Source organism: Algicella marina (assembly GCF_009931615.1).
Classification (GTDB): domain Bacteria; phylum Pseudomonadota; class Alphaproteobacteria; order Rhodobacterales; family Rhodobacteraceae; genus Algicella; species Algicella marina.
The window spans coordinates 3,626,803-3,653,497 of the sequence record NZ_CP046620.1 but is presented as its reverse complement, the minus strand read 5'-3'; the positions used below and the strand labels follow the sequence as shown (position 1 = coordinate 3,653,497).

Here is a 26,695-nt window from a genome sequence, read left to right as displayed (position 1 = left end):
AGGTGGTCTAGATGATTCATGCAATCGCCAGTGGCTTGGGCACCATCTTAAATGCAGTCTATCCGCCGCAATGCGTAGGGTGTGAGGAGGAGACCACAGATAGTCACGGCCTGTGCCCGACCTGTTGGAAAGATACCAGTTTTATCAGCGGTTCAATCTGCAATTGTTGTGGCTTGCCGGTGCCACTCTCCCTGCCGACAACAAATGTCATTTGCGACGCATGCATGTACGCGCCTCCTGGTTGGGACAATGGGCGTGCAGCAATCCTCTACGAGGGCACTGGCAAAAAGGTCGTCCTTGGGCTCAAACATCGGGACCGGTTGGATCTGGCGTTGGTAGCCGCGGGCTGGATGGCGGCTGCCGGTCGTGATCTATTGCGAAATGCAGACGTTCTGGCGCCCGTACCGCTGCATTGGTCGCGCCTCGCGCGTCGACGCCACAACCAATCGGCGGAACTGGCCCGACAGCTTTCCGCTTTGACCGGCGTGCATTGCGTGCCGGATCTCCTGATCCGACAAGAACGGACGACATCGCTGGAGGGCAAAAACAGAGCAGAGCGCTTCGCCATTCTCCAGAATACCATACGCCTGAACCCGCGCCGTATCGAGGCGATTGCCGGCAGAAAGTGTGTTTTGATCGACGACGTTTTAACTACCGGGGCAACGCTTGGCGCGGCGACCTCTGCAGTGCGAACCGGCCATCCAGCAGGCGTCAGCGCGCTGGTTCTCGCGCGCGTTGCAAGAGATGCGCTGGAACTTATATAAAGCCCGTATCAGTTCGAGGGCATGACGATGAAAACCGTGGAAATCTACACAACTCCGATTTGCGGCTATTGCGCGGCTGCCAAACGACTGCTTAGCGAGAAGGGTATCAGTTTTTCAGAAGTCGATGTCATGGCAGAACCCGAACGGAGGGCGGAAATGGTGCAGCGCGCCAAAGGTCGGCGAACCGTGCCCCAGATATTCATCGGAGAAACTCACGTCGGCGGCTTCGACGATATCAATGCTCTTGAAAGGGCTGGCCAACTGGATTCAATGCTCGCAGAGTGACGAGGTAAATGGAAAGATCGCGCCAAACGGGCCCAGGTGATGCCACAATTCTCACTCTGGTCTCGGAAATTGCGACAATCGACCAATTGCTGCACGCGCGCCTGCAAAAGTCGTTACCGAAGGGCATGGCAGTTTCGCACTTCACTGTTCTCAATCATCTGGCAGTGTCCGCCAGTGAAAAAACACCAGCTCAGCTGGCGCGGAGTTTCAACCTGACGAAGGGAGCATTGACAAATACACTAGCCAAGCTCGAAGCCGCCGGATCGGTGCATATTCGCCCAGATTGGGATGACGGCCGTCGCAAATTTGTTTCGATCAGCCCAGCCGGTCGACGTACCTTGGCACATGCTTCGTCGGCCGTAGAACCGGTTTTCAATGAGATACTGAAGACGATTGACCCTGAGGAACTGCGGGCGGCGTTACCGCTGCTGCGCAAACTGAGGCAAAGTCTGGCCAGTCCGGTAGGTTGACCAACCTAAGCCCGAGATTTTCGAAACTACTCAAACAGTTTCAGTGTTCCGCTACGCTGGGTTTTACACTGGCAGTCACATAATTTACACTGAGGTCAGCCTCCGAAATCCGCCAATTCCACAATAGAGGATTGAACTGGAAACCTTTCCGATCCACGGGTTCGAGGCCGGCCTCACTGAGCATGCTAAAGAGTTCGTCAGGCGTAATGAACTTGTTCCAATCATGCGTTCCTTTCGGCAACCATCGCATCACGTGCTCGGCGCCGATAATTGCCATCAGGTAACTCTTGGGGTTTCGGTTGAGAGTTGAACAGATCATCAGCCCACCCGGTTTCAAAAGCGATTGGCAAGTCGTCAAAAAGGCTTGTGGGTCTTCGACATGTTCCACCACTTCCATGTTAAGAACTACATCGAACCTCTCGCCATCCTCAGCCAACGCCTCTGCGGTTGCGTGACGGTAGTCGATCTCGAGACCGGATTGTTTGGCATGAATCTGAGCAACGGGAATATTGCCGGAAGCGGCGTCCGCTCCCACCACTTCGGCTCCCAAACGTGCCATTGGCTCTGCAAGCAAGCCGCCACCGCAACCGATGTCGAGCAAACGAAGGCCCGCGAACGGGCTTTCGGCCTTAGTGTCGCGACCAAATTCGGCACTGATCTGATTGACAATATAGTCAAGCCGGGTGGGATTAAGCATATGAAGCGGCTTGAACTTGCCTTCTGTATCCCACCACTCCGCCGCCATCGCTTCGAACTTTGCGATCTCGGTTTCGTTGACGGAACTGACGGACGGCGTTGCACTCATTGGACCAACCTGTAATTGTGTTCGCATCGTTAACATAGCTCGATCCTGATGCCAGAAAACATCCATCCTGCCAGTGCGTCACCAAGGCCCAGCCTGCATCCACCGCGGGAACCGTATCGCACGCTGATGATGGCAGTACCTGGCAACCACAAGGTTTACGTCGAAGAATGCGGCAATCCTGACGGCGTGCCAGTTGTTGTCCTGCACGGTGGTCCCGGCGGAGGCTGTTCACCGGGTATGCGCAGGTTCTTCGATCCGAGCCACTATCGAACGATACTGTTCGATCAGCGCGGCTGTGGTCGATCCACGCCAAACGCGTCAGTCGAAAACAACACAACCTGGGATCTGGTTGCCGACATTGAGCGCATCCGCGAAGAACTCAAAATCGATAAGTGGAGCGTTTTCGGCGGTTCGTGGGGCGCAACTCTGGCGCTTATCTACGCTCAGGCACACCCGGACCGCGTCAAAAACTTGATCCTTCGCGGTGTGTTCACCATGACAAAGGCCGAAATTGCCTGGTTTTATGGAGGTGGTGCAGGCGCATTCTGGCCCGAACAATGGCGGGCTTTCTCCCACATGGTGCCGAAGCAGGAACGCAACGACCTGGTCGCGGCTTACCACAAGCGATTGTTCGGCAGGGACCATGCCGAGCAGACTAGGTTTGCCCGTGCCTGGGCCGGGTGGGAAAGCCAATTGGCTTCGATAAATTCCAACGGACAACGTGGCTCACCGTCGGGCACCTATGCCAGAGCGTTTGCCCGGCTGGAAAACCACTACTTCATCAATGACGGCTTTCTTGAAGAGGACGGGCAAATCTTTCGCGACATGCCCAAGATCCAACATATCCCGGGCTTCATCGTTCAGGGGCGGTACGACATGATCTGCCCGCCCATTACGTCGCAGCGACTGCACTCCCTTTGGCCCGCGTCGGACCTGCGCATGGTTACCCACGCCGGACATGCGCTTTCCGAGCCGGGAATTACCGAGGAATTGGTTGGTATCATGGACGGGTTGATAACTGCCTGAACCCTTTGGGCGGTATGATGCGAAAGATGCCAGGCTCAACGTGCAATTCCAATGTTGGCATGCATGCGTGGTAAATCAGTCTCGTCACCGCTCCCCTAACGCATCTCACAAATCCGCGACGGAATTGCGAAAAATGTTCACCGGTGGCAATGTATCGGTCGAGGAGAAGCGGAATGCACCTACGAAGGCGAACATTTTTCGTTACGGGGCTGAGCGCCACTGCAATGCTTACCTTGCTTCCTGAGGCCAGCGCGAAACAAATCGCAGATGCCATTGATAACTTTACTGGCGGGGCCCAGCTTTCTGAGGGCGGCGTGGACCTAGCCATCGATTCAATTGCCGAGAATGGATTTACCGTTCCCGTTGAAGTTTTTGCTGACAACGCCGTTTCCATTGCAATTTTTGCGGATGACAACCCGGACGCCGAAGTCGTCGTCTTCACGTTTGGCCAGTTTGCCGGCAAGCGCCGCGCCTCGACGAGAATGCGATTGGCGCGCAGTCAAAACGTCATCGCGATTGCCCAGATGGCCGACGGGACTTACCGAAGCACCGCCAAGAAAGTTGCCGTGATCATCGGCGGATGCGGCGCATGATTGAAGGCGGAGAACACAAATGGCAAGTGGCGTAAAAACGCGGATCAAACTGCCCGCCAAAGTCAAAGCTGGCCGGTCCTTCACCATAAAGACGATGGTCACCCATCCAATGGAGTCCGGACAACGACGCAACGCTGAAGGCGGTCTGATCCCGCGCTCGATCATAAACAGGTTCTCCTGCACCTTTGAGGGAGAGACTGTTGTGGACGTGGAAATGCACCCTTCTGTCTCTTCCAATCCGTTTCTCGAATTTGAAGCGGTCATCCCAACATCCGGCGTTTTGCAGTTTACCTGGTTTGACGATGATGGTGACATCTATCGTGAGGAGAAGCAGGTCGATGTCACCTGAGAAAATCAGCATTCGGACCGGTTTCTGACATGAACCTGCAAACACGGGTTAGTTCCGTTTGGCAATGCATAAAGAAATTCAACCTTTTTCTTGCGACAATTTCAGTCTTCTCCGGCGCGTTGGCGGAAGAGCAGGCTCAGGCAATAACGGACCAGTCGAAAATCAGCCTACAAGCCGATAAGGAATTCGGCGAATACCTCGCCAGCGAATGCCTCACCTGCCATCGGACCGACGGCACCAGCAAGGGGATCCCGTCGATCACAAATTTGCCGATGGAAAGCTTCGCCGATGCGCTGCGCGCCTATCGGAGAGGCGAGAGAAGCAATTCGGCCATGCAGACGGTCGCCGCTCGGCTGAGTGACGAAGAAATTGCTGCCTTGGCAGCATTTTTTGCCCAGATGGACGAAAACGGAAACGGGGGAAGCAATGAAGATCAATAGACGTGACTTTGTGAGTGGCTCGGTTGCGACCGGAGCTTTGCTCGCCGCACCGGCCGTTACCGGCCAGAGCCTACCTAGGGTCGTAATCATCGGCGGCGGCGCGGGAGGCGCTACGGCGGCACGCTACATCGCCAAGGACAGCGCAGGCGAGATCGATGTCGTTCTGATTGAACCGACCCGAACCTATTACACCTGCTTTTTTTCAAACCTCTATCTCGGTGGTTTTCGTGATCTTGCATCCATCGGACACAACTATGGAAAGCTGGCAGCCGAGTACGGAATCACTGTTCTCCACGATTGGGCAACGGGTATCGACCGGGAGGCGCAGACGGTAAGTCTTGCCGGAGGCAATGTCCTTTCCTACGACAAACTGGTGATAAGCCCCGGAATAGATTTCATCGAAGGTTCGATTCCGGGTTGGAAACAGACCGACCAGACGAAGATGCCGCACGCCTTCAAGGCTGGATCACAGACCGAACTTCTGAGGGCTCAGGTGCTGGCGATGCGAGAAGGTGGCACGTTTGCCCTAATTGCTCCGCCGAACCCCTATCGCTGCCCGCCCGGCCCGTACGAGCGGGTCTCCATGGTTGCCCATTTAATGAAACAATCCAACCCGACCGCGAAAATCCTGATCGTCGACCCAAAGGAGAGTTTTTCGAAGCAAGCCCTTTTTGAAGAAGGCTGGAACGCACACTACCCTGGTATGATAGAGCGTGTCGGTCCAGACTTCGGTGGCGACAAGGTGGAAGTACGACCCGGCGCCATGGAAGTCGTCATCGACGGTGAGGTTGAAGCGGTCGATGTCTGCAATGTCGTTCCCGCAATGAAGGCCGGACACATTTGCGAAAAAGCCGGAATAACCGAGGGAAATTGGGCGCCGGTCGTGCCGGCTACGATGGCCAGCAGGGTGGATGAGAACATTCACGTCCTCGGCGACTCGGCCGACCAGGGAGATATGCCGAAATCGGCATTCTCGGCCAACAGCCAGGCAAAGGTCTGTGCGATGGCCGTTCGAAGTGCTCTGACTGGGTCCCGGACGTTTCCCGCGCGTTTTGCAAACACCTGCTGGTCGCTCATTGACGAAAACGATGGTGTCAAAGTCGGCGCGACCTACGAAGCAACGGAAGACAAGATTGCGCGCATCGACGGCTTCGTCAGCCAACCGGGAGAAGATCGCGATATTCGTCAACAAACCTTTGAGGAGTCCTTGGGCTGGTACGACGCAATCACGGCCGACATGTTCGGATAACTTTAACGCAGAATAGATATCGAAACTCATCTTGTTGACAATCATACACCATCGATGTGATGGTTCGGCCTTGAATTGCATGATGACGTGCAATAGCCGCGAGCAACTTCGATGCCTGAATGCACTTTCCTGACGGCCACGGCGCTGAAATGAACACCTTCAGGGCGATGCAACCAGTTGGTGATGCGACGAGACGCCGACAGACTGCCGACCAACTGACGGAATTGATCGTGACCGGTGAACTAGCCGCCGGCACGAAACTTACAGAAACGGGCCTTGCCTCAGCGCTTCAAATCAGTCGCGGCCCTTTGCGCGAAGCGATACGCGAACTTGTCGAGGCCGGTCTTTTGGTCAGTCAGCCGTACAAGGGCCTTTTCGTCCGGTCCGCGTCGCCACGTGACTTGCAGGAGATCTATTCCTTGCGCACGACCCTGGAGCAATTCGCGTTCAAAGAGTGCTGGGCGAAGCGCACCCCTGCAGCGCTGGACGATCTGCGTGGAAGAGAACTTTCGTTACGTCAGGCAGTCGACGACGGAATTGCTCCGACAGCAGCAATTGCCCGCGAACTGCATCTGCACAGTTGGTGTTATGAACTCTCCGGTCATGCTCTGCTCTTGCAAAGCTGGGAAAGAATGAAGTCCAACCTCCATTTCTATTTTTCCCTGCACCAACAGGCACATGGAAGAAGAGGCCCGCGTCGCGAAGCACACGACAAGTACATAGAATTGGCCTGTGGTGATGATCTGCAGGCCATGTTGTCCCATCTCGAGGAACACATGCAGCAAGGGCTGAAGACGACCTTGACGTTTGCAGAAGAAGGCTAGTGTCCCCCGGTTGCAGCCCCTTGGTCAAAATGCCAATGGGTAGTTTACGATCGCCGTTTCGGGGGAGGAGTGCTTCCGAGACGGTGAATAAAATATCACTCACCAAACCTACCAACAGGAGATCAACAATGTTGTTTTCAAAGAAGCTGGCAGCCGGTGCGTTGCTTGCAACGCTGTGCGCAACAGCATCCTCGGCGCAGACCCTGGTATATTGTTCCGAAGGCTCACCCGAAGGTTTTGACCCCGCACTCTACACCGCTGGAACGACGTTCGACGCGTCGAGCCACCCGATTTTCAATCGCCTGGTGGAGTTCAAGGTCGGCACGACTGAAGTCATCCCCGGCCTCGCAGAGTCTTGGGAAGTTTCCGAAGATGGCATGACCGTAACTTTTAACCTGCGTCAGGGTGTAAAGTTTCATGGTTCCGACAGCTTCACGCCGTCCCGTGACTTCAATGCAGATGACGTGATTTTCACTTTCAACCGGCAGAAGGATGAGGATCATCCTTATAACCAGGTTTCGGGTGGAACATGGGAATATTTCACCGGAATGGCTATGCCAGACCTGATCAGCAGCATCGAAAAAGTCGATGATTATACCGTGAAGTTCAACCTCACCCGTCCGGAAGCTCCATTTATCGCTAACATGGCAATGGATTTTGCGTCCATCCAGTCTGCCGAATATGGCGACGCGATGCTGGAAGCAGGGACACCGGAAATGCTGAACCAGGCCCCGATCGGTACAGGGCCGTTCAGCTTCCAGGCCTATCAGAAGGACGCCGTGATCCGTTACGTTCGCAATGATGATTACTGGGGTGATGCCGCAAAGGTCGAAGCCTTGATCTTCGCCATTACACCGGACGCAAGCGTCCGTTACCAGAAGGTTCAGGCAGGGGAATGCCACGTAATGGCCTACCCGAACCCTGCAGACGTACAGGCGATGCAGGACGCCGAAGACATCGTCGTGATGGAACAGGAAGGCCTCAATGTCGGCTACCTTGCTTACAACACAACCGTTGCACCCTTTGACAACCCCAAGGTCCGCAAGGCTCTGAACATGGCGATCGACAAGCAGTCGATCATTGATGTTGTTTTCCAAGGATCTGGTGAGATCGCAAAAAATCCGATTCCGCCGACTATGTGGTCCTACAACGAGGACATCGTTGACGATGCCTATGACCCCGAAGCCGCCAAGGAAATGCTGGCAGCAGAAGGCATCGAGAGCCTGGACATGAAAATCTGGGCAATGCCGGTTCAGCGGCCCTACAACCCGAACGCACGCCGAATGGCCGAACTCATGCAGGAAGATTTTGCACAGGTCGGCGTTAACGTGGAAATCGTTTCCTACGAGTGGGGCGAATACCTTTCCCGCTCCCGCGAACTGGATCGCGATGGCGCAATCCTGCTGGGATGGACGGGTGACAACGGCGATCCCGACAACTTCCTTGCGGTGCTGCTTGGGTGTGAAGGTGTCGAAAACTCCAACCGGGCACAGTGGTGCCATGAGCCGTTCGAAGAACTGATCCAACAGGCAAAGGTACTGTCATCCCAAGAAGAACGCGCGGACCTCTACAAGCAGGCCCAAGTAATCTTCAAAGAACAGGCTCCTTGGGCAACGATTGCGCATTCAGTCGTCTACATGACAATGCGCCCGGAGGTTGAGGGCTACGTGGTACATCCGCTCGGTGGCCACATCTTCAACCAGGTCGGTCTCTCTCAATAAACTGCATAATTGATTGGGGCGGCGTATTCTTGCGCCGCCCTTATTGCTTGCCAGCCCAAAGGTCACCAGCCGATGCCAGCACTCAGCAACCGACTTGAAGAATACCGCAAGGTCGCGCTTGCCCTTGATGTGGATGCGTTGGCACTCGTTCCCGGGCCGAACTTCACCCGTGTGGTACAACATCTGTTCATGAGCAACGAGCGGCCTTTTGTTCTTGTGATCCCTCGCGACGGAGACCCGGCAGCACTCGTCCCCAACCTTGAGTTGCGGAGTTGGGATCTGGTCGGATTCGAAGGTGCTGTATTTGACTGGCGGGATCAGGACGGCTACGACGCCGCCTTCGCAGACATGCTACGACATCTGCATATCCGTTCACTCGCAGTTGAAGGCCAAGTTATGCGGGTGTTCACACACCATGCGTTACTGCGTGCGCAACCCGGTCTGGAGATCATTGATGCCGAGCAGGAGATCTCAGGTCTGCGCATGGTCAAGACAAAGGAAGATGTAGCCGCATTGCAATCGGCCATCGGGATATCCGAACGCGCCCTTGTGCGAACGCTGGAGAGCGTGCGGATTGGCCAGACCGAAAAGCAGATCGAACAGACATTGATCCAGGCGCTGTTTGCGGAAGGCGCCGAAGATCAGGCATTTCACCCAATCGTCGCGGCCGGCAACGGCTCTGCGCTCCCGCATGCAAAGGCACGGGCAGACTACGTCGTCCAGCCCGGCGACGCGCTGCTCCTCGATTTCGGCGCGAGGAAGGACGGGTTTGCGGCTGATATCACCCGGACTGTCTTTTTGCAGCACGCCAGCGATGAAGCGCAGGATGTGTATGATACGGTTCTCAGGGCAAACCGCAGGGGGTTCGAGATCACCCGCGCGGGCATCACCGCTCATCAGGTAGACGATGCGGTGATCGGTATACTGGAGGCTTCTCCCTACGCCGACAGAATACGCACGAAAACCGGCCACGGCCTTGGTCGGGATGTTCATGAGGCGCCATATATCATGCGTGGTAACCACTCGGTTTTGCCGGCCGGCACTGTCTTCACCAATGAACCCGGTCTCTACAAGATCGGCAGTTTTGGCGTGAGGATCGAGGATGATGTGTTGGTGACCGAAAACGGCTGCACATCGCTGACACAGTTTCCGAAGGAGCTAACGATCCTGCCATGCTAAACTACTTTGTCAGTCGTCTCCTGACCTTCGTCCCGACGTTCATCGGCGTGACGCTGATCTCTTTTGCCTTCATCAGGGTTTTACCCGGCGATCCCATCATAGTAATGGCCGGTGAACGCGGGCTAACGCCGGAGAGGTATGCCGAACTATCTGCGCAATTCGGGTTTGACAGGCCAGTGTACATCCAGTTTTGGGACTACCTGACTGGGGTACTGCGTGGCGATCTTGGTGAGTCATTTGTCACCAAGAGACCGGTCTGGGATGAATTCTTTACATTGTTTCCAGCAACCGTGGAGTTGTCGTTGTGCGCAATGGTCATTGCTGTGGTGATCGGCCTACCCGCTGGCGTCATCGCCGCCGTAAACCGTGGCAAGTTTTTTGACCGTGCCCTGATGTCCACCGCACTCGTCGGCTATTCAATGCCGATTTTCTGGTGGGCACTCCTCTTGATCATAGTGTTTTCCGGAATGCTGCAGTGGACCCCTGTCTCCGGCCGGATCGACCTAATCTACTATTTTCCGAATGCCACCGGTTTCATGTTGATAGACAGCCTGGCATCTGGCCAGAGCGGAGCCTTTGCCTCTGCTGTGCGGCACCTGCTGTTGCCGTCTATTGTGCTCGGAACCATTCCGCTGGCTGTGATAGCGCGCCAGACCCGCTCCGCAATGCTGGAGGTTCTCGGAGAGGACTACATCCGCACGGCCAGAGCAAAGGGCCTTACCGCACGGCGTATCAATGGTGTCCACGCCCTACGCAATGCGTTGATCCCGGTAATAACGGTCATCGGCCTCTCTGTCGGAACTTTGCTGGCGGGTGCCATCCTCACGGAAACGATTTTCAGTTGGCCCGGCATCGGCAAATGGATGGTCGACAGCATTTTCCGCCGCGACTACCCCGTTGTTCAGGGAGGGCTGTTGCTGATTGCCGTGATGGTGATGGTGGTAAACCTGACGGTTGACGTTCTCTATGGTGTGATCAACCCGAAGATCAGGAAACGATAATGGCGCATTCCGCAATGCTACAGCAACCCAAAGCGCGCAGCGGAAGCCTGCACGAGTTTTGGTTCTATTTCCGGGAAAACCGCGGGGCGGTCATCGGTCTGTGGATATTTGCAGTTTTCGCATTCCTTGCACTTTTCGGCCCCTGGATCGCCCCGCATGACGCCACGATGCAGTATCGCTCCGCCGCGCTTCAGCCGCCCGTCTGGCAAGAGGGTGGCACATGGGAGTATCTACTGGGTACCGACCCGCTGGGCCGAGACATGCTTTCTCGCCTTATTGTCGGCGCCCGGTTCTCATTTTTCGTTGGAGTCATCGTGGTCAGCATTGCTGCCTCCGGAGGCATCGTAGTCGGACTTATCGCAGGCTTCGCGCCAAAATGGCTGGACACTGTGATCATGCGGATCATGGACATCATTCTGGCCTTCCCGTCATTGCTACTTGCTCTAGTGCTGGTGGCGATACTCGGCCCTTCTCTGGTCAATGCGATGGTCGCGATCGCGATCGTACTGCAACCACATTACGTTCGGTTGACCCGCGCCAGCGTCCTATCCGAAAGACAGAAGGATTATGTGACTTCCGCGCGTGTGGCCGGTGCCGGTCTCGGCCGGCTCATGTTCGTGACGGTACTGCCCAATTGCCTGGCACCGATCATCGTACAGGCGGCCCTTTCGTTCTCGACGGCCATTCTCGATGCTGCAGCACTCGGATTTCTGGGAATGGGTGCCCAGCCGCCAACGCCAGAGTGGGGCACAATGCTGGCCGAGGCTCGTGAATTCATCCTCAGGGCTTGGTGGGTTGTGACCTTCCCGGGCCTTGCGATCCTCGTAACCGTTCTCGCAATCAACCTGATGGGTGACGGGTTGCGTGATGCGCTTGACCCGAAATTGCGGAGGAGTTGAACGATGCCCCTTCTGCGCATCCGCAACCTGAGTGTCGATTTCACGACCGCATCCGGCAAGTTTCGCGCTGTCGATGGCGTCGATCAGGATGTTGATACCGGCGAAATTTTGGCAATCGTCGGAGAGAGCGGCTCCGGTAAGTCAGTTTCAATGCTGGCCTTGATGGGACTCCTGCCATGGACCGCATCTGTGTCCGCCGATGAGATCAGCTTCGATGGCCATGATCTTTTGACGATGACCAGACAATCACGACGTCAGATCATCGGCAAGGAGCTGGCGATGATCTTTCAGGAACCGATGTCTTCGCTCAATCCATGCTTCACCGTCGGTTGGCAGGTAAAAGAAGCGCTGCGTTTTCATCTCGGCCTGAACCGAGCAGACCGTCAGAGGCGAGCCATTGAGCTATTTGAACAAGTCGGCATTCCTGATCCGGAACGGCGGCTCTCGGCATTTCCGCATCAGATGTCCGGCGGTATGAACCAACGCGTGATGATCGCCATGGCCATCGCGTGCAAACCCAAACTTCTGATCGCGGACGAACCAACTACGGCTCTGGACGTCACCATTCAGGCGCAGATTCTCGATCTGCTTCGCAGCCTTCGCGAGGAAACGGGAATGGGTTTGGTATTGATCACACATGACATGGGCGTCGTTGCCGAAACAGCGGAGCGTGTCAGCGTTCAGTATGCCGGTCAGAAGGTCGAGGAACAGTCGGTCTATTCGCTGTTCCACAGCCCTCACCATCCTTATTCAGTTGCTCTTCTCGACGCCCTGCCCGAGCGGGCCACGGAACGTCTCCTGCCGACCATACCTGGAATGGTTCCGGGCCAATTTGACCGCCCGGAAGGTTGCCTGTTCTCACCTCGCTGCAGGTTTGCCGATGACAAGTGCCGGGCGCATTCTCCGAAACAGCAGAACGCGCAACTCGGCTTTGCAAAATGTTTTTATCCGCGCAACACGGCGGAAAGGAATGCTTCATGACGCAAGCAGTTATGCAGGCAACTAACCTTCAAAGGCACTACACCGTCAGCACCGGCCTCTTGAGGAAATCCCGGCTGCTTCAGGCCGTCGGTGGCGTCGACTTTGAGCTATACGCTGGGCGCACGCTCGCCGTGGTCGGAGAAAGTGGGTGCGGGAAGTCCACGTTGGCGCGGATGGTCGCAATGATCGAAGAGCCGACGGACGGGCAATTGGTACTCGACGGTAAACCGGTTTTGCCAACTGACTGGGCAAGTTTGCGCAAATCCGTTCAGATTGTTTTTCAGGATCCCTATGGCTCGCTCAATCCCCGCCAGCGGATCGGAGCAATCCTTTGCGAACCACTTGTGATCAATCATTCGGAAACTTCCCGAAAGGAGCGTGAATCCAAGGCGCGCCAAATGTTGGAAATGGTCGGCTTGCGCCCGGAACATTTCGACCGATACCCGCACATGTTCTCCGGCGGGCAACGTCAGCGGATTGCGATCGCCAGAGCCCTCATGTTGGATCCCAAGGTGCTCGTGCTTGATGAACCGGTTTCCGCCCTCGACCTTTCAATTCAGAGTGCCATCCTCAATCTCCTTACGGAACTTCAGGATCGACTTGGCCTATCCTATCTGTTCATCAGCCACGATCTCAGCGTCGTGCGTCATGTCGCCGACGATGTGATCGTGATGTATCTTGGTCGTGCCGTTGAAAGAGGCTCGAAGCAAGATGTCCTCGACGCTCCTATGCACCCATATACAAAGGCTTTGCTTTCTGCCACGCCACGAGCTGAGCCGGGTGCGGCGAAAAACCGTATCAACCTGAAGGGCGAACTTCCTTCGCCACTCAATGTGCCGCAGGGCTGCCCCTTTGCACCACGGTGCTGGAAAGCAGAGACCAAATGCCGGGCTGAACGTCCAAAGCTTTCCGACGCATCACATTCTGCGGCGTGCTTTTTTCCGGAGAACACACCGGAAGGCGCTTGAGAGGTTCGCTTCCCCATAAGCTACGCTCGAAACTCACCGGTTTGTACGGTCAATTGTTGACAATCCTACAAAACTCCTGCCATTTTGTCTTTGGAAGTGGTGACACCGTGCCACCTCACGCAGACACTGATCTGCGAGCAACGAAAACAGACAGGAAAAAAAATGGCGTTTGATTTCAAAGTTGCACTCCTCTCCGCATTCGGCGCACTGAGCTTCGCATCGTTAGCACAGGCGCAGGAGTTCATAACGATCGGAACAGCAGGCCAGACCGGTGTCTACTACGTGGTTGGTCAATCGATCTGCCAGTTGGTCAACCGGGAGTCCGCGGAAAACGGTTTGAAATGTACAGCACCTGCGACTGGCGGTTCGATCGCCAATTTGAACGGTATCCGTGCAGGTGATCTCAATTTCGGGGTAGTCCAATCCGACTGGCAATACCACGCTATGAACGGAACAAGTACTTTCGAGGATGCTGGCCCGAATGGCGACTTGCGTTCTATCCTGTCGGCCCATGCTGACATCGTTACCGTCCTCGCGCGGACAGACGCAGATATCGCAACGATACAGGATCTGAAAGGCAAGCGCGTCAACATTGGCAATCCGGGTTCGGGCTCCCGCGCCACGGCCGAAGTGCTTCTGGACGCTGTTGGAATTGACACAACCGATCTGGCTTTGGCCGCCGAATTGAAGTCGGCCGAACAGTCGGCCGCCCTTTGCGATGACAAGGTTGAAGCGATCATGTTTTCGGCCGGCCATCCTGTCGGCAACATTACCGAAGCCACCGTCTCGTGTGAAACACGGTTTATTCAGGTAGACGGCCCGGAGGTCGATGAACTGATTGAGGCCACACCGTACTACGCCGCTGCGACCATTCCGGCCGGTCTCTATCGGGGGCAGAAAGCAGAGATTCGAAGCTATGGACCTCTGGCAACGCTGGTGTCCTCTACGAACACGAGCGAGGAGGCTGTTTATGCCGTCGTAAAGGCTTTGTTCGACAACTTCGAACGCTTCAAGAAACTGCACCCCGCGTTCGCCAACCTGAACGAAGGAGACATGATCACCAACGGCATCATGGCACCACTGCACGACGGAGCCATCCGCTACTACAAGGAGCGTGGCTGGATGTAGACCGACTCCGCCCCCCAACGGCACCGCAATTTTCGGTGCCGTACTCCTGAATTTGAGAAAGTTCCTAAGATGGATACTCACGATACCGCCCTCACAACCCACGATGCCGAACAGGACGCGCGGAACCGGGACATCCGGATCTACGTGAACGGCGATATCGTTCATCGCAACGAGGCAAAGGTATCCGTCTACGATTCTGGGTTTATGCTGGGCGATGGTATCTGGGAGGGTCTGCGCCTCTACAATGGCAAGTGGGCGTTCTTTGACGAGCACATGGATCGCTTCTTCAATTCATGCAAAACCATTTCTCTTGATGTCGGTATGACGAAGCCGGAAGTCCTGGATGCGCTTTGCAGAACAGCCGCTGCCAACGGTATGACCCACGACGTCCATTGCCGCCTGATGCTCTCCCGTGGCGTCAAGGACAAGCCCTTCCAGCACCCGTCCCTGAGCCGCTCCGGTCCGACGATGGTGATTATTATGGAACACTCGAAGCCGGTCGAAACCCTTGCGCGGGAAGGCATTCGTCTCGCCACGGTTCCGCAGGTTCGGGGGTTGCCGATGAGCCAGGACCCGAAGCTCAACAGCCACTCCAAGCTCAACTGCATTATTGCCTGCCTACAGGCGGAAGCTGCCGGCGCCGACGAAGCCCTGATGCTCGACCCGAACGGCTTCGTCAATACGACGAATGCCTGCAACTTCTTCATCGTCCGGCGAGGAGAAGTCTGGACCTCTACCGGTGACTATTGCATGAACGGCGTAACACGACAGAAGGTTATCGACCTCTGCCGAGAGAACAACATTCCCATACTGGAAAAGAACTTTTCTCTGTTCGAGGCATACGGTGCCGACGAAGCTTTTCTGACAGGCACCTTCGGCGCCCAAACCCCAGTCGCATCGATTGATGGCAAGCAGATTGGCGACAAATCTCGGCCGATAACAGAGCGCATCCGTCACCTCTACAAACTTCTCGTGCAGCGAGAGACAACGTAAAATCAGGCTGTCTGTTCAAACGAAGTGGGCAATGTGAAAATTGTGTGGTGCCGCTGAAGGGACTCGAACCCCCGACCCCATCATTACGAATGACGTGCTCTACCATCTGAGCTACAGCGGCTATTGCCGGCCCACCGCATTATAATCGAACCTACGTTCGATAGGAACGATGACGCCAACCCGCGCTTCCTTTACATGCTGTGAGACACCACCGCAATCCCATAGAATGCGCAAAATCCGGGAAAACTTCAGTGCGGAAGCCGGGTGCAATGACAAATGTCAGGACGCCGCCTTCGCAGCAGAAGGTGACACTTCGTCATCTTCATTTACGGTGTCCATCACAGCATCCGCCTCAACCCAATCCGGCTTCGGTGCGGGCTTTTCCGCCTTAACTTCCGGCTCTGCAACCGCCGGGCCCGTATCCGGTTCCGGTTCCGTCCATGTCAGATCCTCTTCTTCGGTCCGGTCCTCAAGTGCCCCGATGATCAGCGGCAACATGGCTACAGTACTGTTCTCGCCCTGGCCGGTCTCGACGGGCCGAGCCCAGGCCATGGTGTCGAAACTCTCACATGCATCACAGACCGGCGACCAATCGGCATGGACTGTATGGCAGTTCGAGCAGATCCAGCACTCACCTCTCGGCACACTCAATGCCTTTGCCAGCCAACCGCGCACCACAATGTCCGAAGCACCTTCGCCTTTTTCGATGGCCGCCATGATCGCCAGTGATCGTGTAGTCGGATCTTCTTCAGCGAGGGGGCCGAGCGCCCGCCGCGCGCCAGGGAAATCCTCTGCCGCAAGTGCCAATTCAGCACCGACAAGCTTGCTCTCGGCATCATCCGCATTCATTGCAAGCAGTGGTTTAAATCGATTGCTGCGTTCAATCGGCGTTTCTGCAGGCGCGATCTCGGCAAAAGCGGCCGCTAAATCCGGATGCGGATTGGTCGACCAGGCACGCTTGAGGATCTTGGAAGCCTTCCGCGGCTCACCGGCATCGATATGTAGCCTCGCCGCGAGGGCCGCCGCCGGAACGAAATCGGGGGCAACCCTGTTGGCCTGGTACGCCGCATCACGGGCACGGGCAACTTCGCCGGCCTCTTTGGCGACGATCGCATCGGCAACAAGAAGCACCGCCTCTCGACGTTTGCCGACGTCCTTGGGCAAGGCGGACTGCCGTACTTTTGCAGCCAGAGTAGTTCGCGCTCCGGACCAATCGCTCTTTCTTGACTGAAGAGTAAACAGCGTATCGCCGATCTCATCGTGTTTCGGATTGATCGCAAATGCCTTCTCGGCAAGACGCAAGGCAGTATCGGTGTTTCCAGCGTCAAGCTGTTGTTTCAACAGTCCCTTGATGGCCAGAAATCGCGACTTTTCGTTTGAAAGCATCGCCTTGTAGATTTCTGCAGCCCGTGCGTGATTGCCGTTGGCCTCCGCCGCCTGAGCACTGACCAAATGAGTCAACTCCGGACGATTCAGCAATTTCTCAGCCTTGAGTGCGCTGGACTGCGCTTTGCGAGCATCGCCGGATGCAAGGGCCATCAGGCTATCGCCCAAGGCATCGAAGCCCCGACGCTCAGCCCTGCGGTCGAAGTACCGGTTGATGGCCGTCTTGTCTCCCAACAGAAAACGCACAACGGCAACGCACAGACCCGCAAGCTTGAGTATCAACCAGATGACGATCATAAGCAGGATCAGGGAGATCAGGAATGCCAGCGGCGTCAGCGTCCACTCCTGCCCATTGAAGGCAAGGCGAACGCCGCCAGGCGTTTCCATCAGCAACCCGGCACCAAATGCCAGAGCCGCAGCAATACCGATAAAGAACAATATCTTGACGAGCGACCAGATCATTGAGGGCCCTTCCGGTTCAATTGGTGCCGAGCGTCGCAACGCTCAGGTCTTCGATGGCGGCAGCAGCATTGGCTCGGTCGTGCGCCTTCTGCAACCATCCGGCCATTGCCGCAGAAGCAGCTTCGCTAAGGTCCTCCGCCTCAGTCAGAGCCCTTTCGAGATTTCCGTCATCAAGAGCCGCACTCATCCGGCTGACAATTGCGTCGGTCGAGTTGCCCTCCTTTGGTGTCAGTGAACGCGCCGCCACCTGCGATTGCAGGAAAGCGCCAAAGCGCGAGACCGGCCCGCCGGCTTCAGCCTTGATCTCGGCACGAATCGCATCAAGTGCCGCGTCGCCAAACGACGCCCGTAGTTCTGTCATTGTGGCAAAGCCGCTCTCGGCGTTCTCTGTAAGAATTTGCGGAACGTCGGCATTTCCGTCAGCTACGACGATATCGACGGCTTCCTGATAGGGACTGCCCGCCGCCAGCGATGCCCGGATCGTAGCTATGGAGGAGCGGACGGCAGCAGTTCTCTCAGCGTCTTCGGCAGAAACCTCTGCTTCGGCAACTGCAATCTCCGCTTCTTCCACGCGTCTATTCGCAGACGCGGCCACTTCCTCCAAACGTTGAGAAAGTGCGCCGTTCTTCGCGGCCATTTCCGAAATCTCTGCTCTCATACCGGCGATTGCGGACGAAAATTGGGATATTTCGGCAAGTGAATCTTCGGAAAGGCCCTCGACAGCGGCGAGGTCTCCAAACGATTCAATCTGGCCGGAGATCCCGGCAAGGCGTGTCTCCAACTGGTTGAGCCGCGCCTCAATCGCTTCGCTGTCTGCACCCGCGATCTGGTCGGACAGCGAAGCGATTTGCGCCTCGAAATCCTCTGCCTGGGCACTCACCGCGCCACGCAACTCTGCCGAAATAGTCTCTGCGTCCACAGGTTTCGGCAGGGCGGCAAATCGCGCGTCCATTTCCGCCCTGACCGCCTCCAGTTCCGCGCGAACCGCACCCTCGCCTGGAAGCAACCACGTCCGGACCGGTGCCAGTCCATTCGGTATATGCGGCGCAAGTTTCGGTGCGCCCCACAGGCCGATCCCGATGCCGGCGATCAACAGCACCAGACCGGTAAGGACCTTCCCGGCGAGCGTGCCGGAAGACTCGTCGGCGTGCTCCACCTCAATCTCTTCCTCGGTTTCGAAACTCTCTTGCGGCTCTGCGACAGTACCCTTTGACAACAACGCCGAGCCAGCCAACGCCGCCGAAAGTTCGTCGCCTGGTTTAGGATCGGAAACGGGTTCATCTTCGTCGGAATTATTCCCGTCGGCCATGGGGCCGGTTTCGGTCTCGCCTACGGACGCCTCATCCGGAACCGAACCCACAGAAGCGCGCTCGCTGGCCTCGGCATCTGTTTCGGCTGTTTCTGAAGAAGTCTCGGTCACTTCGGGTTTTACTCCCTCAGATCCTTCATCTTCGGGCTCTTCCGGCTTATCCTGCATACGTCGTGTTCATCCCAAGTTCTGAGCAGGTCCCCCAACTTCCGACGAAGTGCCCGAAGAATCCCCTGCTTCCTTTAGTCTAGTGCTGAGGGTGCGGTGCGACAAGCAGCGTTACAGCGCATTGATTACGCCTTCTTGGCTGGGTTCACTCGCGACAAGCAACTGGCCACCGCAGTCCATAAGCGGTTTAGCGGTGTTTTCACTAATGCAAACCATCCTGAAATCGTCCGGCAATCCGATGGATTTTACCTCCGAGGCAAACACTTCTGCCGATCGAGGAGAAAATAGAGCGACTCCATCTATTGAGCCGTCGACCAAGGCAGACAGGGTTTTTGCAGGCAATTTTCCGGCAATCTGTGAATAGAGCGTGAGACTATCCGCCTTGAACCCCGCCGCCGAGAGCTCTGCCGCCACGTCCCGCGTTTTGTATTGGCCGCTCAAATGACAATAGCGGACGCTGCGGTCTCCTTCGCTGAGCAGGCCTTCAAGCATGGCCTCTGCCGTCTCTCCCAGGAATTTCGCAGTTAATCCATACTTTTCACATAGAGCACTTGTTGCCGCACCTGCACAAATTGCAGGCACCTCCCTCGACCCTCCGTTCTCAATGTATGCGCGGACGCCGTTGCGCGAGGTGAAAACCAAGACATCTGAAGCGCCAAAATCCAGTGCCATCTTGTTGAAGCGTATCTTTAGAAGCGGTGCGAACACGCATTCAAACTCACGTGGCCGCAAGTGTTCCAACGCCAATGAAAAGCGCCGTGCATCGCCTTCCGGCCGAGTAATCAAAAGCTGGCGGCGGGATTGCGTGTCCATGGTTCGAGTGTTACCTGCCCGCGAGAAGGAGCGCAATTCACTGCGCCGGGAGCCATCCTGCATGCTATGTTTGGGCATTGAAAGCAGTTGCGACGATACCGGGGCCGCTGTTGTCGATGACGGACGGACGATCGTGTCCAATGTCGTCTTATCGCAGAACGATCTACACGAACGTTACGGTGGTGTCGTTCCGGAAATCGCTGCACGCGCGCATGCGGAAAGACTGGACGATGCTATCTCAAGAGCTTTGCAAAGTGCGGGTGTCAGCCTGAACGAGATAGACCTGATCGCCGCTACGTCAGGCCCGGGGCTTATTGGTGGCCTTCTGTCGGGACTGCTCTCGGCCAAGGCGATATCACTATCGCGCGGCATACCATTTGTGGGAGTCAATCATCTTGCGGGGCATGCGCTGACGCCCAGGCTTACAGACTGCATCGCGTTCCCATATCTCATGCTGCTGATTTCTGGCGGTCATTGCCAATTTCTGATCGTTGAGTCTGCCAGCGAGTTTCACCGTATCGGAGGCACGATCGATGATGCCCCCGGGGAAGCGTTCGACAAGACGGCAAGGCTGCTCGGCCTCGGGTATCCCGGTGGACCGCAAGTCGAGCGTTGTGCGGCAGAGGGTGATGCCACCCGTTTCTTGTTTCCGCGCCCCCTGCTCGACTCGCCGGGATGTGACATGTCCTTTTCAGGGCTTAAGACCGCCCTCCGCCGAGCTACCGATGAAATTGCGAACCGGAAGGGCGGCCTGTCTCCGCAGGATCGAAACGACCTTGCTGCCGGTTTTCAGGCGGCAGTCAGAGACGTGCTGATCGAAAAGACGCGTCGGGCATGGGCGATGTTCGAAGATCGCCACGGACCCTACGCAAGGCACTTGGCCGTCGCCGGAGGCGTCGCGGCCAATTCTGCAATTCGCAGCGGCCTTCAATCGTTTGTCGACGATGCGGGCGCACTGATGATTTCTCCCCCGCTATCGCTCTGCACGGACAATGCGGCGATGATCGCTTGGGCGGGGATCGAGACATACAAGGCGTCCGGTGCCAGCCCCCTGGATTTACCTGCCCGGCCACGCTGGCCTCTGGATAACCTGGCAACTGCTCTCATAGGTTTTGGCAAGCGGGGAGCGAAGGCATGACGCCGGTCGCCGTCATTGGTGCCGGCGCTTACGGCACGGCGTTGGCAATAGCGATTGCCAAGACAGGGCGTCCCGTACAACTTTGGGCTCGCACGACGGAACAAGCGGAGGCCCTGGCCAATCAACGCGAAAACAGCCGCAGGCTGCCGGGTGTCGGCCTTCCGCCGTCTGTACAGCCGACGGGTCTGATCGCCGATATAAAGGCAAACGCAACACTTCTCCTCGCCATCCCAGCCCAGGCGACCGAAACCTTCCTGCGGCAATGTGGTGACGCTCTTCCATCCGCACCCGTTGTACTGGCGGCCAAGGGCATTTCGTTGGACGACAGTCGTCTGCAAACGGAAATCGCCTCTGCTCTGCTGCCGGAACGACAGTTTGCTGTATTAAGTGGCCCCGGCTTCGCCGACGAAATTGCGCGCGGTTTCCCGACAGCGCTGACATTGGCGGCGTCCGACAGACACCTGGTATCCACTTTGCAGGACAGCCTCAGCACTCCGACCCTCCGTTTGTATACCAGTACCGACATCCTCGGAGTCCAACTCGGCGGAGCGCTCAAGAACGTGGTTGCTCTTGCATGTGGCATGTGTGCCGGCGCCGGCTTGGGAGAAAGTGCGCGGGCGGCACTGATGACACGCGGCTTTGCCGAAATGCAGCGTTTGGCCAAGGCCATGGGCGCCGATCCGGCGACACTCGCCGGCCTCTCGGGTCTGGGAGACCTTGCACTCAGCTCAGCCTCCCAGAAGAGTCGGAACTTCGCCGCCGGCTACCGTCTTGGTGCGCGCGCCGTGGCCGCTGAAGGTCAGACAGTCGAGGGTATCGCGACGGCACGAGCCACGGTCACGCTCGCTTCCCGTCACAACGTGGAAATGCCTATTGCCGCCGCCGTTACCAAGGTGCTCAATGGTGAACTAGACGTGGCCGGGGCGATGCAAGCATTGCTGGCACGGCCGCAGCGCGAAGAAACAGCCTGAGCAAGCAGGAGCAGACAGGATGAAATACTGGCTCTTCAAATCTGAACCAAGCACCTGGAGTTGGGACGACCAGAAAGCCAAGGGCGCAAAAGGCGAGGAGTGGGACGGTGTCCGAAACTATCAGGCACGGAACTTCATGCGCGAGATGACGAAGGGCGATCTGGGTTTTTTCTACCATTCGCAGAAGGAAAAAAGCATCGTTGGCATTGTGAGGGTTTGTGCCGAGGCGCACCAGGACAGCACAACCGATGACACTCGCTGGGAATGCGTCGACATCGAGGCCGTTGCTGAGATGCCAAAACCTGTCACGCTCGAAATTTGCAAAGCGCAGGATGCACTCGCCGATATGGTACTGGTAAACAACAGCCGCTTGTCGGTACAACCCGTGCGTCCGGAGGAGTGGGCCAAGGTTTGCGAGTTGGGCGGCTACGAAAGTTGACGCTCAAGATCAGTTGATTTCCCGTCACGGTCCATCTCTGTTTTACGAAAAATCCGAAAGTATGGAGTTTTGCGATGAACGGTGCTGATGTCATTGGCCGGGCTCTGGCGTCAGCAGGGGCGACACATGCCTTCGGCATTCCCGGCGGCGAAGTTCTTGCCCTCATAGAAGGGTTGGACAGGTCCGGCATTTCGTTTGTTCTCACCAAACACGAGAATGCAGCTGGCTTCATGGCTGAAGGTCTTTGGCACGCGACGGGTGCGCCGGGTGTACTCATCGCCACTCTTGGGCCTGGTGTCGCCAACGCCGTCAACGTCGTCGCCAACGCAATGCAGGACCGGGTACCACTGATCTTCCTTACGGGTTGCGTCGATGAGGTTGACGCCCACACTTACACACATCAGGTTTTCGATCATCAGGCCATGTTGCGCCCAATCGTGAAGGCCAGCTACCGGGCTCCGGAAGGCGCTGTCTCCGTTATCATCCGCAAGGCCATCGAACTGGCACTCGAAGGGCAGCCTGGCCCCGTGCACGTTGATGTACCCATTTCCGTTGCAGAAGGCGCTGAAAGAATACGCACTTCCGGTTCTTTCCGCCAAAGTGTTTCTCACGTTTCCGCCGACACGGACCTGATGACTACTTGTCGGGACAGGCTGGCAGCCTCACAGCGGCCACTTGCGATAGTCGGCGTGGACGCACTGAACCAGGGTGCCGCCGCAGATGTTGCAGCATTCTGTAAACGGCAGAGCATCCCACTGATTACAACTTACAAGGCGAAAGGAATCCTTGCGGAAACCCATTCCCTTGCACTTGGCGGTGCGGGCCTGTCGCCCAAGGCCGATCAGTTATTGATGCCACTTATCCGAGCTTCGGACTGCATCCTTCTCTTGGGCTATGACCCGATCGAGATGCGTATCGGTTGGCGAGAACCGTGGTCAGAGGAACAATGCGTAATCGAAATCGCAGACGTATTGCGTACCCACGGGATGCATGATGCCGTCTTCACACTAAGAGGCTCTGTCGCTCCGACGCTCCACCTGCTCAACGAAGGATTGGAACCAATCGATCGCTGGCCGGGTGGAGAAATTGACTCTACGCGCCGGCAACTGGCAGAACTTTTCAAGCCAAAAGGTTGGGGGCCGGCGGCAGTTTTCGCAACACTTCGGGATGTGATGCCGGAGAATACCGTCATCACCGCCGACAGTGGGGCTCACCGAATTCTGCTGTCACATGTCTGGCAGTGTTCAGCTCCGCGGCAGATGCTTCAATCGACTGCGCTCTGCACGATGGCTTGCGCAGTGCCGCTGGCAATGGGGTATCGCATTGGGAACGCTGATGTGCCGGTGGTGGCTTTCGTCGGAGATGCTGGACTCGAGATGGGGCTGGGCGAACTGGCTACACTTCGCGACCTCAAGGTACCGCTGATCATCACGGTTCTGGTGGACGAAAGTCTGGCGCTCATAGAAATGAAACAGCGCGGATCGCAGCGCGCAAACCTCGGTGTTGACTTCGGAGGTACAAATTTTCCGGCAGTCGCCTCCGCGCTCGGCGGTACGGGAGTTTGGATCGACAACGAGGATACCCTTCGGAACGAAGCTAAACTGGCTCTCCAGCGTGACGGCTTCACGGTTCTGGCCTGTCGGATTGACCGCCACGCTTACGATGGTACTTTCTGATCCTTAGGCAGTCGTAAGTTTGCTTCCCGGCCGCGGCATTCGTGCCCGAGCGACGAGGCTGGAGCCTGCGAAAGCTGCAATCGCCCAAACCCAACCGTGCAGACTGCCTGAGATCAGACCACCCAGATAGGCACCAATGTTGCATCCGTAGCCAAGCCGCGCTCCGTAGCCCATCATCAACCCACCTAAAACGGCTGTCCAAACGTCCTTGAAGCTGAGCTTCCAGATTGGCGCAAACCGCCCTGCCAGTCCGGCTGCAATCATTGCTCCGAGAATTATGCCGAAGTCCATCACCGAAGTGCCGTGAGCGAAAACGCTCCGGTCCAGAGAAGACTGGGGAATACGCTCCAGCATCCAATGATCAGTAGACAAACCACCCAAATAGAGCAGCTTCCCACCCCAGAAAACGAACGCCTGAGTGATGCCCCATGGTCGGTTGAGAACAAGAATTGTGAGAACACCAACAATCGTCAAAGCCAACGCACCCAGCCATGGCGACCATGGCCCACGCAACAGGGAACCCGTTTCGCGCGTTTTCTCGAGACTGCCATGACGACGTTTCTCGTAGACTGTCGCGGCCCAAGAGAGCCCGCCACAAACCATCAAAAGCAAAGCCAATGCGGGCAAGGTGCCAAATTCGCGAATGGCCGAAACGCCACCGATCCGTGGTAACTCGTTCCAGTACGGAACATGCGCATGGCCGATAACAGAACCGAGAATGAAAAAGCTGAGCGTGATAACCATCCGCGTACTGCCGCCGCCGACGACGAACAACGTACCGGACCCGCAACCACCGCCGAACTGCATCCCTGCTCCGAACAGGAAGGCTCCAAACGCCATGCCCACGCCAACTGGCTGGACAAAACCGCCGGCTCCAAACCATCCGATCAACGGATAGGAAAATATCGCAGTCAAGCCGATCAGCAGGAATTGCGCACGAATGCCAAAACTCCGGCCTTCGGTCACCAGTCGTCGCCAGCCCGCTGTGAAGCCGAAAGCCGCGTGGTAAAGTGAGAAGCCAGCGAAGCCACCGATGAGTGATGCCCAAAAAAGCGACATTCCTCCAGCCTGAAGAGCGAGGATTGCCAAGGCTACGAGGCCGCAAAAGCCCAGGGCGGCCGATCTGTTGAGCATCATTCCGCGCACCATCTTGTGAATTCCGAAATATTGCATCAATGCGAATAACACGTTCGTGACCTGACGCCACTGTGAGTTGCGAGGAGCAACCTATCCGATGATGCAGATTGCAACGAGTTGAAAGTAGGACATTTTCGATATGGGCAACAGAGATGATTTCTGCGGATGCGAGACTTCGCTGCGTGAACCAGATGCAATCGCGGAATGGAACGAGACGATCAAAGCTTTTCTCGCACATTCTGCCACGACGCCGGACCATCTCTCCGAAGTGCAGGCACTGGCGCCAAATTTCGCGCTAGCCCACGCAACAAAAGGACTTTTCTGTCTATTATTGGGACGGTCCGAACTCATCGAGACCGCCGAGGAAGCTCTGCGAACCGCCAAGGAACTCGGGTCGGAAAATCCTCGTGAATCGATCTATATCCTCGCCCTTGGTCACTACCTTTCCGGAAAACCGTCCACCGCGGCATCAGCATTCGATGACTTGCTTGCGCAGTGGCCGGAGGATGCCCTCGCGATGAAATTTGTGCAGGCAATCCGTTTCGTCCTTGGCCAGCCGAATGAAATGCGATCTTCGCTGGAGAAGATCCGCCCTGCCTATGAAGGCCATGCGACACTTGGCTACCTCAAGGGGTGCTATTCATTTGCACTCGAAGAAACCGGAGATTACAGCGCTGCCGAAAGGGCTGGGCGGGAAGGCCTTCTGCTTGCACCGGACGACGCCTGGGGATTGCATGCGGTTGCCCATGTCTACGACATGACGGCACGTGCGGAAGAAGGCCTTTTCTGGCTCTCCGGCCAGACACAGGCTTGGAAACACTGCAACAATTTTCGCTATCATGTGTGGTGGCACATTGCGCTAATGCAGCTGGATCTCGGCCGAACAGAAGAGGCGTTGCAATTGTATGATGCCGAAATCAGGGCCGAAAAAACGGACGACTACCGGGATATTTCCAATGCAGCCTCACTCCTCTCCAGGCTGGAAGTGGAGGGGGTGAATGTCGGGACAAGATGGGAGGAACTGGCCGCGCTGTCCGAAGGCCGGATCGACGATGGATGTGTTGTCTTCGCCGATTTGCACTACATCCTTGCACTGATGGGTGGTGAGCGGAAAGGCGCGATGCGGAAGATGCTTCAACGAATGGCCGAAGACGCTGTCAGGAAAGAAACGGACATGCACAGAATAACCAGTCACCCCGGTCTTTCCGCTGCCAAAGGGCTGGAAGCCTATTCCGAAGGCCAGTTCACGACGGCCTTGACCAATCTGCTTTCCGCTCGCGTAGGCCTTCAACGCATTGGCGGCAGTCACGCACAGCGAGATGTGTTCGAACGGTTGACGATCGAAGCTGCCCTCCGCAGTGGGTGCCTCGACACGGCAGAAACGATGTTGGGCGAACGCACGGCAAAGCGTGGCGGCTTCGAAGACGGCTATACAGCCCGTAGACGATGTCTGCTTGAAACCGCCCGTGCCGATGCTCGGCGGACAGCCGCTCCTTTGGCGTAACCACTTGCGCATATGCT

Annotated in this window: 27 protein-coding genes and 1 tRNA gene; 22 read left to right on the top strand and 6 right to left on the bottom strand. The window is 56.6% G+C overall.

Annotated elements, in window-relative coordinates; genetic code table 11:
* Positions 1 to 11 precede the first annotated feature (11 nt).
* From GO499_RS17860 to GO499_RS17850, 3 genes are read left to right on the top strand one after another with little or no spacing between them, the layout of a single operon-like run.
* Positions 12 to 764, top strand: coding sequence for a ComF family protein (locus tag GO499_RS17860; protein ID WP_161863459.1), 753 nt, complete (start codon positions 12 to 14; stop codon positions 762 to 764).
* Positions 765 to 791: 27 nt separating this feature from the next.
* Entirely contained in the window at positions 792 to 1,049 is a 258-nt protein-coding gene (gene grxC / locus GO499_RS17855) for a glutaredoxin 3 (RefSeq protein WP_161863458.1), read from the top strand.
* Between the two features lie 8 nt (positions 1,050 to 1,057).
* Positions 1,058 to 1,519: a MarR family winged helix-turn-helix transcriptional regulator gene (locus tag GO499_RS17850; protein ID WP_161863457.1), complete on the top strand. Its 462-nt coding sequence runs from the start codon at positions 1,058 to 1,060 to the stop codon at positions 1,517 to 1,519.
* Positions 1,520 to 1,559: 40 nt separating this feature from the next.
* Here the strand turns inward: GO499_RS17850 and ubiG are convergent, their stop codons facing one another.
* A complete protein-coding gene (gene ubiG / locus GO499_RS17845; RefSeq protein ID WP_161863456.1) occupies positions 1,560 to 2,324 on the bottom strand; it encodes a bifunctional 2-polyprenyl-6-hydroxyphenol methylase/3-demethylubiquinol 3-O-methyltransferase UbiG in 765 nt (254 codons plus the stop codon).
* Positions 2,325 to 2,450: 126 nt separating this feature from the next.
* Between ubiG and pip the strand changes: the two genes are divergently transcribed.
* The 14 genes from pip (at position 2,451) to GO499_RS17775 (ending at position 15,675) form a co-directional block, all read left to right on the top strand.
* Complete coding sequence (gene pip, locus GO499_RS17840; protein ID WP_284154803.1) at positions 2,451 to 3,350, top strand: prolyl aminopeptidase; 900 nt, start codon at positions 2,451 to 2,453, stop codon at positions 3,348 to 3,350.
* Positions 3,351 to 3,574: 224 nt separating this feature from the next.
* Entirely contained in the window at positions 3,575 to 3,943 is a 369-nt protein-coding gene (locus GO499_RS17835; RefSeq protein ID WP_284154802.1) for a thiosulfate oxidation carrier protein SoxY, read from the top strand.
* Between the two features lie 19 nt (positions 3,944 to 3,962).
* Positions 3,963 to 4,292: a thiosulfate oxidation carrier complex protein SoxZ gene (soxZ, locus tag GO499_RS17830; RefSeq protein WP_161863453.1), complete on the top strand. Its 330-nt coding sequence runs from the start codon at positions 3,963 to 3,965 to the stop codon at positions 4,290 to 4,292.
* Between the two features lie 29 nt (positions 4,293 to 4,321).
* Positions 4,322 to 4,732, top strand: coding sequence for a c-type cytochrome (locus GO499_RS17825; protein WP_161863452.1), 411 nt, complete (start codon positions 4,322 to 4,324; stop codon positions 4,730 to 4,732).
* Positions 4,719 to 5,981: an NAD(P)/FAD-dependent oxidoreductase gene (locus GO499_RS17820; RefSeq protein WP_161863451.1), complete on the top strand. Its 1,263-nt coding sequence runs from the start codon at positions 4,719 to 4,721 to the stop codon at positions 5,979 to 5,981. The genes GO499_RS17825 and GO499_RS17820 overlap by 14 nt, the downstream gene beginning before the upstream one ends.
* A 119-nt stretch (positions 5,982 to 6,100) precedes the next feature.
* Positions 6,101 to 6,805: a GntR family transcriptional regulator gene (locus GO499_RS17815; protein WP_161863450.1), complete on the top strand. Its 705-nt coding sequence runs from the start codon at positions 6,101 to 6,103 to the stop codon at positions 6,803 to 6,805.
* Positions 6,806 to 6,933: 128 nt separating this feature from the next.
* Positions 6,934 to 8,526, top strand: a complete 1,593-nt coding sequence (locus GO499_RS17810; protein ID WP_161864051.1) for an ABC transporter substrate-binding protein — start codon at positions 6,934 to 6,936, stop codon at positions 8,524 to 8,526.
* A 72-nt stretch (positions 8,527 to 8,598) separates the two neighbouring features.
* Positions 8,599 to 9,705 (top strand): M24 family metallopeptidase, encoded by a 1,107-nt coding sequence (locus GO499_RS17805; RefSeq protein WP_161863449.1) that lies wholly within the window; start codon positions 8,599 to 8,601, stop codon positions 9,703 to 9,705.
* Positions 9,699 to 10,706, top strand: a complete 1,008-nt coding sequence (locus tag GO499_RS17800) for an ABC transporter permease subunit (RefSeq protein ID WP_161863448.1) — start codon at positions 9,699 to 9,701, stop codon at positions 10,704 to 10,706. The genes GO499_RS17805 and GO499_RS17800 overlap by 7 nt, the downstream gene beginning before the upstream one ends.
* Complete coding sequence (locus GO499_RS17795; RefSeq protein WP_161863447.1) at positions 10,706 to 11,605, top strand: ABC transporter permease subunit; 900 nt, start codon at positions 10,706 to 10,708, stop codon at positions 11,603 to 11,605. The genes GO499_RS17800 and GO499_RS17795 overlap by 1 nt, the downstream gene beginning before the upstream one ends.
* A 3-nt stretch (positions 11,606 to 11,608) precedes the next feature.
* Entirely contained in the window at positions 11,609 to 12,586 is a 978-nt protein-coding gene (locus tag GO499_RS17790) for an ABC transporter ATP-binding protein (RefSeq protein WP_161863446.1), read from the top strand.
* Positions 12,583 to 13,554, top strand: coding sequence for an ABC transporter ATP-binding protein (locus GO499_RS17785; RefSeq protein WP_161864050.1), 972 nt, complete (start codon positions 12,583 to 12,585; stop codon positions 13,552 to 13,554). The genes GO499_RS17790 and GO499_RS17785 overlap by 4 nt, the downstream gene beginning before the upstream one ends.
* Positions 13,555 to 13,650: 96 nt before the next feature.
* Positions 13,651 to 14,682: a TAXI family TRAP transporter solute-binding subunit gene (locus GO499_RS17780; RefSeq protein WP_348520811.1), complete on the top strand. Its 1,032-nt coding sequence runs from the start codon at positions 13,651 to 13,653 to the stop codon at positions 14,680 to 14,682.
* 69 nt (positions 14,683 to 14,751) lie between these two features.
* Positions 14,752 to 15,675, top strand: a complete 924-nt coding sequence (locus GO499_RS17775) for an aminotransferase class IV (RefSeq protein ID WP_161863445.1) — start codon at positions 14,752 to 14,754, stop codon at positions 15,673 to 15,675.
* A 45-nt stretch (positions 15,676 to 15,720) separates the two neighbouring features.
* Here GO499_RS17775 and GO499_RS17770 read toward each other — a convergent pair.
* The 4 genes from GO499_RS17770 to GO499_RS17755 all read right to left on the bottom strand — a co-directional run bounded on the left by GO499_RS17770 (position 15,721) and on the right by GO499_RS17755 (position 19,813).
* A tRNA-Thr gene (locus tag GO499_RS17770) sits at positions 15,721 to 15,796 on the bottom strand.
* A gap of 158 nt (positions 15,797 to 15,954) precedes the next feature.
* Positions 15,955 to 17,523 carry a heme biosynthesis protein HemY gene (locus GO499_RS17765; protein WP_161863444.1) on the bottom strand — a complete coding sequence of 523 codons (1,569 nt, stop codon included), beginning with the start codon at positions 17,521 to 17,523 and terminating at the stop codon, positions 15,955 to 15,957.
* 16 nt (positions 17,524 to 17,539) lie between these two features.
* Complete coding sequence (locus GO499_RS17760) at positions 17,540 to 18,943, bottom strand: COG4223 family protein (RefSeq protein ID WP_161863443.1); 1,404 nt, start codon at positions 18,941 to 18,943, stop codon at positions 17,540 to 17,542.
* A 168-nt stretch (positions 18,944 to 19,111) separates the two neighbouring features.
* Positions 19,112 to 19,813, bottom strand: coding sequence for a uroporphyrinogen-III synthase (locus tag GO499_RS17755; protein ID WP_161863442.1), 702 nt, complete (start codon positions 19,811 to 19,813; stop codon positions 19,112 to 19,114).
* 61 nt (positions 19,814 to 19,874) lie between these two features.
* Here GO499_RS17755 and tsaD point away from each other — a divergent pair, with 61 nt between their 5' ends.
* From tsaD to GO499_RS17735, 4 genes are all read left to right on the top strand, one after another.
* Entirely contained in the window at positions 19,875 to 20,951 is a 1,077-nt protein-coding gene (tsaD, locus tag GO499_RS17750) for a tRNA (adenosine(37)-N6)-threonylcarbamoyltransferase complex transferase subunit TsaD (protein ID WP_161863441.1), read from the top strand.
* On the top strand, positions 20,948 to 21,922 hold the full coding sequence (locus GO499_RS17745; RefSeq protein ID WP_161863440.1) for an NAD(P)H-dependent glycerol-3-phosphate dehydrogenase: 975 nt from the start codon (positions 20,948 to 20,950) through the stop codon (positions 21,920 to 21,922). Before tsaD ends, GO499_RS17745 begins: the two co-directional genes overlap by 4 nt.
* A 19-nt stretch (positions 21,923 to 21,941) precedes the next feature.
* Positions 21,942 to 22,361: an EVE domain-containing protein gene (locus GO499_RS17740; RefSeq protein ID WP_161863439.1), complete on the top strand. Its 420-nt coding sequence runs from the start codon at positions 21,942 to 21,944 to the stop codon at positions 22,359 to 22,361.
* 74 nt (positions 22,362 to 22,435) lie between these two features.
* Positions 22,436 to 24,037 carry a thiamine pyrophosphate-binding protein gene (locus GO499_RS17735; protein WP_161863438.1) on the top strand — a complete coding sequence of 534 codons (1,602 nt, stop codon included), beginning with the start codon at positions 22,436 to 22,438 and terminating at the stop codon, positions 24,035 to 24,037.
* Positions 24,038 to 24,040: 3 nt separating this feature from the next.
* Here GO499_RS17735 and GO499_RS17730 read toward each other — a convergent pair whose 3' ends face one another.
* On the bottom strand, positions 24,041 to 25,096 hold the full coding sequence (locus GO499_RS17730; protein WP_284154800.1) for a YeeE/YedE family protein: 1,056 nt from the start codon (positions 25,094 to 25,096) through the stop codon (positions 24,041 to 24,043).
* 217 nt (positions 25,097 to 25,313) lie between these two features.
* On the opposite strand from GO499_RS17730, the gene GO499_RS17725 reads away from it, so the two are divergent.
* Complete coding sequence (locus GO499_RS17725) at positions 25,314 to 26,678, top strand: tetratricopeptide repeat protein (protein WP_161863437.1); 1,365 nt, start codon at positions 25,314 to 25,316, stop codon at positions 26,676 to 26,678.
* The last annotated feature ends 17 nt before the right edge of the window (positions 26,679 to 26,695 follow it).

Bases quoted from the DNA above. Each gene is read 5' to 3' on its own strand.
- GO499_RS17860 (WP_161863459.1), top strand. From the start codon at position 12: ATGATTCATGCAATCGCCAGTGGCTTGGGCACCATCTTAAATGCAGTC.
- grxC (WP_161863458.1), top strand. From the start codon at position 792: ATGAAAACCGTGGAAATCTACACAACTCCGATTTGCGGCTATTGCGCG.
- GO499_RS17850 (WP_161863457.1), top strand. From the start codon at position 1,058: ATGGAAAGATCGCGCCAAACGGGCCCAGGTGATGCCACAATTCTCACT.
- ubiG (WP_161863456.1), bottom strand. From the start codon at position 2,324: ATGAGTGCAACGCCGTCCGTCAGTTCCGTCAACGAAACCGAGATCGCA.
- pip (WP_284154803.1), top strand. From the start codon at position 2,451: ATGATGGCAGTACCTGGCAACCACAAGGTTTACGTCGAAGAATGCGGC.
- GO499_RS17835 (WP_284154802.1), top strand. From the start codon at position 3,575: ATGCTTACCTTGCTTCCTGAGGCCAGCGCGAAACAAATCGCAGATGCC.
- soxZ (WP_161863453.1), top strand. From the start codon at position 3,963: ATGGCAAGTGGCGTAAAAACGCGGATCAAACTGCCCGCCAAAGTCAAA.
- GO499_RS17825 (WP_161863452.1), top strand. From the start codon at position 4,322: ATGAACCTGCAAACACGGGTTAGTTCCGTTTGGCAATGCATAAAGAAA.
- GO499_RS17820 (WP_161863451.1), top strand. From the start codon at position 4,719: ATGAAGATCAATAGACGTGACTTTGTGAGTGGCTCGGTTGCGACCGGA.
- GO499_RS17815 (WP_161863450.1), top strand. From the start codon at position 6,101: ATGCACTTTCCTGACGGCCACGGCGCTGAAATGAACACCTTCAGGGCG.
- GO499_RS17810 (WP_161864051.1), top strand. From the start codon at position 6,934: ATGTTGTTTTCAAAGAAGCTGGCAGCCGGTGCGTTGCTTGCAACGCTG.
- GO499_RS17805 (WP_161863449.1), top strand. From the start codon at position 8,599: ATGCCAGCACTCAGCAACCGACTTGAAGAATACCGCAAGGTCGCGCTT.
- GO499_RS17800 (WP_161863448.1), top strand. From the start codon at position 9,699: ATGCTAAACTACTTTGTCAGTCGTCTCCTGACCTTCGTCCCGACGTTC.
- GO499_RS17795 (WP_161863447.1), top strand. From the start codon at position 10,706: ATGGCGCATTCCGCAATGCTACAGCAACCCAAAGCGCGCAGCGGAAGC.
- GO499_RS17790 (WP_161863446.1), top strand. From the start codon at position 11,609: ATGCCCCTTCTGCGCATCCGCAACCTGAGTGTCGATTTCACGACCGCA.
- GO499_RS17785 (WP_161864050.1), top strand. From the start codon at position 12,583: ATGACGCAAGCAGTTATGCAGGCAACTAACCTTCAAAGGCACTACACC.
- GO499_RS17775 (WP_161863445.1), top strand. From the start codon at position 14,752: ATGGATACTCACGATACCGCCCTCACAACCCACGATGCCGAACAGGAC.
- GO499_RS17765 (WP_161863444.1), bottom strand. From the start codon at position 17,523: ATGATCTGGTCGCTCGTCAAGATATTGTTCTTTATCGGTATTGCTGCG.
- GO499_RS17755 (WP_161863442.1), bottom strand. From the start codon at position 19,813: ATGGACACGCAATCCCGCCGCCAGCTTTTGATTACTCGGCCGGAAGGC.
- tsaD (WP_161863441.1), top strand. From the start codon at position 19,875: ATGCTATGTTTGGGCATTGAAAGCAGTTGCGACGATACCGGGGCCGCT.
- GO499_RS17745 (WP_161863440.1), top strand. From the start codon at position 20,948: ATGACGCCGGTCGCCGTCATTGGTGCCGGCGCTTACGGCACGGCGTTG.
- GO499_RS17740 (WP_161863439.1), top strand. From the start codon at position 21,942: ATGAAATACTGGCTCTTCAAATCTGAACCAAGCACCTGGAGTTGGGAC.
- GO499_RS17735 (WP_161863438.1), top strand. From the start codon at position 22,436: ATGAACGGTGCTGATGTCATTGGCCGGGCTCTGGCGTCAGCAGGGGCG.
- GO499_RS17730 (WP_284154800.1), bottom strand. From the start codon at position 25,096: ATGTCGCTTTTTTGGGCATCACTCATCGGTGGCTTCGCTGGCTTCTCA.
- GO499_RS17725 (WP_161863437.1), top strand. From the start codon at position 25,314: ATGGGCAACAGAGATGATTTCTGCGGATGCGAGACTTCGCTGCGTGAA.